This window comes from Reyranella sp., assembly GCF_050185545.1.
Lineage (GTDB): Bacteria > Pseudomonadota > Alphaproteobacteria > Reyranellales > Reyranellaceae > Reyranella.
The window spans coordinates 1-3,579 of record NZ_JBFWZI010000278.1 but is presented as its reverse complement, the minus strand read 5'-3'; the positions used below and the strand labels follow the sequence as shown (position 1 = coordinate 3,579).

Below are 3,579 nucleotides of genomic sequence, written 5' to 3'. Positions count from 1 at the left end.
CATCCCGCCCGCGGGCTACCCCCCCGCACATGCACCAGACACTGAGCGGGCGGGACGCCCGCGGACCACATGAATCATGACCCCACCGCCTGCCTGCGCGAAGCCGATGCGGCTTCGCTACGGCGAAGGCAGGTCGCCGTATGACGGCGACACCTCCCCAGCGAAGCTGGGGAGGAGAAGAGATGACGCAAGATTGACATTCACTTGAGCGCACGATCGCCTAAGTATCCGCCGTGACCATTCAGCAAAAAGTCTTCTGGCTGCGCCTCGTCACCCTGGTCGGGCTTTGCCTGCCGGCGGTCGAGTTGGCGTGGCGCTGGTACAACGGCGACCTCGATCCGCGGCCGGTGACCGTGGCGACCCATGCGACCGGCGACTGGGCCGTCATCTTCCTGCTGCTGTCGCTCGCCATGACGCCGGCGCGGGCGCTGTTCGACTGGATGCCGCTGGTGCAGATCCGCCGCCGCATCGGCGTGGCGGCGGCGCTCTACGCCGGCGCCCATCTGCTGATCTACGTGCTCGACCAGAAATGGAACCTGGTCGTCGTCGCCACCGAGATCATCAAGCGCTTCTACCTGACCATCGGTTTTGCGACGCTGCTGGTGCTGGCCGCCCTTGCGATCACCTCGACCGACCGCTGGCAGCGGCGCCTGCGGCGCAACTGGAAGCGGCTGCATTGGCTGATCTACCCGGCGGCCTTCGTCGCCCTGGTCCATTTCTTCATCCAGTCCAAGGTCAAGATCGGCGAGCCGGCCTTCGCCGCCGGCCTGTTCGCCTGGCTGATGCTGTGGCGGGTGCTACCCGCCCCGCTGCGGACGCGCTGGCTCGGCCTGGCCCTGCTGGCGCTCGGGGCGACCCTGGCAACGGTGATCTTCGAGGCCGGCTGGTACTGGCTGGTGAACGGCATCGATCCCTTGCGTGCGCTCGAAGCCTACCTCGATCCCGAGCTGGCGCCGCGGCCGGCGCAGAAGGTGCTGATCGCCTCGCTGCTGGTGATCGCCGCCGTCGCCCTGCGCCGCCTCGCTCTCGCTGCAAACAAGCTCTGGACGAAGCGCTATGTTCAGTCGACTATATCGGCTCCCTGACAAGGAGGCTGGTATGGTGAGGAGGCGCAGCTGGCTCGGCCTGGCGCTCGCCGCGTCGTTGCTCCCGGGCGGAGCGTTCGCCCAGACCGCCGTCGTGGTGTTCGCCGCGGCCAGCCTGAAGAATGCGCTCGACGAGATCGCTGCGACCTGGTCGAAGGACACCGGCAAGCCGATGCCCAGGGTCTCCTATGCCGCGAGCTCGGCTCTCGCCAGGCAGATTGAGCGGGGCGCCCCGGCTGACCTGTTCATCTCGGCCGACCTCGACTGGATGGACTACTTGCAGGGCAAGAACCTGATCACGGCCGACAGCCGCTTCAACCTGCTGGGCAACAAGATCGTGCTGATCGCGCCCCGGGACTCCAAGCTCACGACGGTCGAGATCAAGGGCGCCGACCTTGACAAGGCATTGGCCGGCGGACGGTTGTCGATGGCCAATGTCGACGCCGTGCCGGTCGGCAAGTACGGCAAGGCGGCGCTCGCGAAGCTCGGCGCCTGGAACAACGTCAAGGAACGCCTGGCGCAGGCAGAGAATGTCCGCGCTGCCCTGCTCCTGGTGGCGCGCGGCGAGACGCCGCTCGGCATCGTGTATGCGACCGACGCGGCGGCCGAACCCGGCGTCAAGATCGTCGGCACCTTCCCTGCCGGTTCGCATCCGCCGATCATCTACCCGGCGGCGCTCGCCAAGGATTCCAAAAACGCGGACGCCAAGGCGTTCTTCGACTTTCTGCGCAGTGCCAGGGCGCGCACCGCGTTCGAGAACCAGGGCTTCACCGTCCTGGTGCGATCGAACTCGGCGACATGACTCCGGAGGAATGGACGGCGGTCAGGCTGAGCCTGCTGGTCGCGACCACCGCGACCCTGGTCAGCCTTCCCGTGGGCATCGCCATTGCCTGGCTGCTGGCGCGCGGCCGCTTCTGGGGCAAGGGCCTGCTCGACACGCTGGTCCACCTGCCGCTGATCCTGCCGCCGGTGGTGACCGGCTACCTGCTGCTGATCGCGTTCGGACGGAAAGCGCCGATTGGAGCCTTCCTGGCCGACGAGCTCGGCATCGTGTTCGCCTTTCGCTGGACCGGCGCCGCACTGGCCTGCGGCGTGATGGGCTTTCCGCTGATGGTGCGGGCCATCCGTCTCTCGATCGAAGCCGTCGACCTGCGCCTCGAATCGGCGGCCGGCACGCTCGGCGCCCATCCGCTGCTGGTGTTCGCCACCATCACCCTGCCGCTCTGCCTGCCCGGCGTGATTGCCGGCGCCATCCTGTGCTTCGCCAAGGCGATGGGCGAGTTCGGCGCCACCATCACCTTCGTCTCCAACATCCCGGGCGAGACCCAGACCCTGCCGTCGCTGATCTACACCCTCACCCAGGTCCCCGGCGGCGACGCCGGGGCAGTCCGCCTCACCCTGGTGTCGATCGCCATCTCCATGGCGGCGCTGCTCGGCTCGGAGCTGCTGGCGCGACGTATCGGCGTCCGGCAAATGGCGGCATGAGCCTCGACGTCGATGTCGAGCATGCGCGCGGCAGCTTCCGTCTCACGGCGCGCTTCTCGGCCGCGCCCGGCCTGACGGCGCTGTTCGGCCGCTCCGGCTCGGGCAAGACCACGCTGGTCGACATCGTCGGCGGCCTGGTGCGGCCCGATCGCGGACGCATCGCCATCGACGGCCAGGTCCTGGTCGACACCGGCAAGGGCGTGTTCGTCCCGAGCCATCGCCGCCACATCGGCTACGTCTTCCAGGACAGTCGCCTGTTCCCGCACTTCACCGTGCGCCGCAACCTGCTGTACGGCCGCTGGTTCGGCCGCGGCGCAGGCGGCGGCGCCACGGCGGATCTCGCTTCGGTGGTCGACCTGCTGGGTATCGGCGCGCTGCTCGACCGGCGGCCGGCCTCGCTGTCGGGCGGCGAGAAGCAGCGCGTCGCGATCGGCCGCGCCCTGCTCTCCTGGCCACGGCTGCTGCTGATGGACGAGCCGTTGGCCTCGCTCGACGAGGCCCGGCGGGCCGAGATCCTGCCCTACATCGAACGGCTGCGCGACCAGGCCGGGGTGCCGATCCTCTACGTCAGCCATTCCGTCGCCGAGGTGGCGCGGCTTGCCACCACGGTGGTGCTGCTGAGCGACGGCAGGGTGACGGCTGTCGGCCCGGTCGGCGACGTGCTGTCGCTGGCCGATCCCGCCGATGTCGGCAGCGTGCTCGACGCCACGGTGGCGCGCCACGACGAGGCCTTCCAGCTCTCGGTGCTGGCGACGGCGGCGGGCGAGCTGCAGGTGCCGCGCCTGCAGGCCGCGGCGGGCGCCGGCGTGCGCGCCTATATCCGCGCCCGCGACGTCATGCTGTCGCTCCAGGCGCCCGACGAGGTAAGCGCCCTCAACGTGCTGCCCGGCCGGATCGTCGACATCGCCCCCACCGCTAACGGCGCCCAGGCCGACATCAGGCTCGACTGCCACGGCGCCATCCTGGTCTCGCGCATCACGGCCAAGTCGGTGCAGCGCCTGGCGCTGGC

The 3,579-nt window shown here is 69.4% G+C and carries 4 protein-coding genes; all 4 read left to right on the top strand.

The window, feature by feature from the left end; genetic code table 11:
• Positions 1-233: 233 nt before the first annotated feature.
• Positions 234-1,085 (top strand): sulfite oxidase heme-binding subunit YedZ, encoded by an 852-nt coding sequence (locus tag AB7O82_RS35935; protein ID WP_428553699.1) that lies wholly within the window; start codon positions 234-236, stop codon positions 1,083-1,085.
• Positions 1,086-1,098: 13 nt separating this feature from the next.
• The gene (gene modA, locus AB7O82_RS35930) at positions 1,099-1,887 is read left to right on the top strand and encodes a molybdate ABC transporter substrate-binding protein (protein WP_428553696.1); all 789 of its coding nucleotides are present in this window, start codon (positions 1,099-1,101) and stop codon (positions 1,885-1,887) included.
• On the top strand, positions 1,884-2,570 hold the full coding sequence (modB, locus tag AB7O82_RS35925; protein ID WP_428553694.1) for a molybdate ABC transporter permease subunit: 687 nt from the start codon (positions 1,884-1,886) through the stop codon (positions 2,568-2,570). The genes modA and modB overlap by 4 nt, the downstream gene beginning before the upstream one ends.
• On the top strand, positions 2,567-3,579 hold a 1,013-nt coding region (gene modC / locus AB7O82_RS35920), incomplete at its 3' end, for a molybdenum ABC transporter ATP-binding protein (protein WP_428621663.1). The genes modB and modC, both read left to right, overlap by 4 nt.

Excerpts from the sequence above, each read along its gene's own strand:
- modA (WP_428553696.1), top strand. The coding sequence starts at position 1,099 with ATGGTGAGGAGGCGCAGCTGGCTCGGCCTGGCGCTCGCCGCGTCGTTG.
- modB (WP_428553694.1), top strand. The coding sequence starts at position 1,884 with ATGACTCCGGAGGAATGGACGGCGGTCAGGCTGAGCCTGCTGGTCGCG.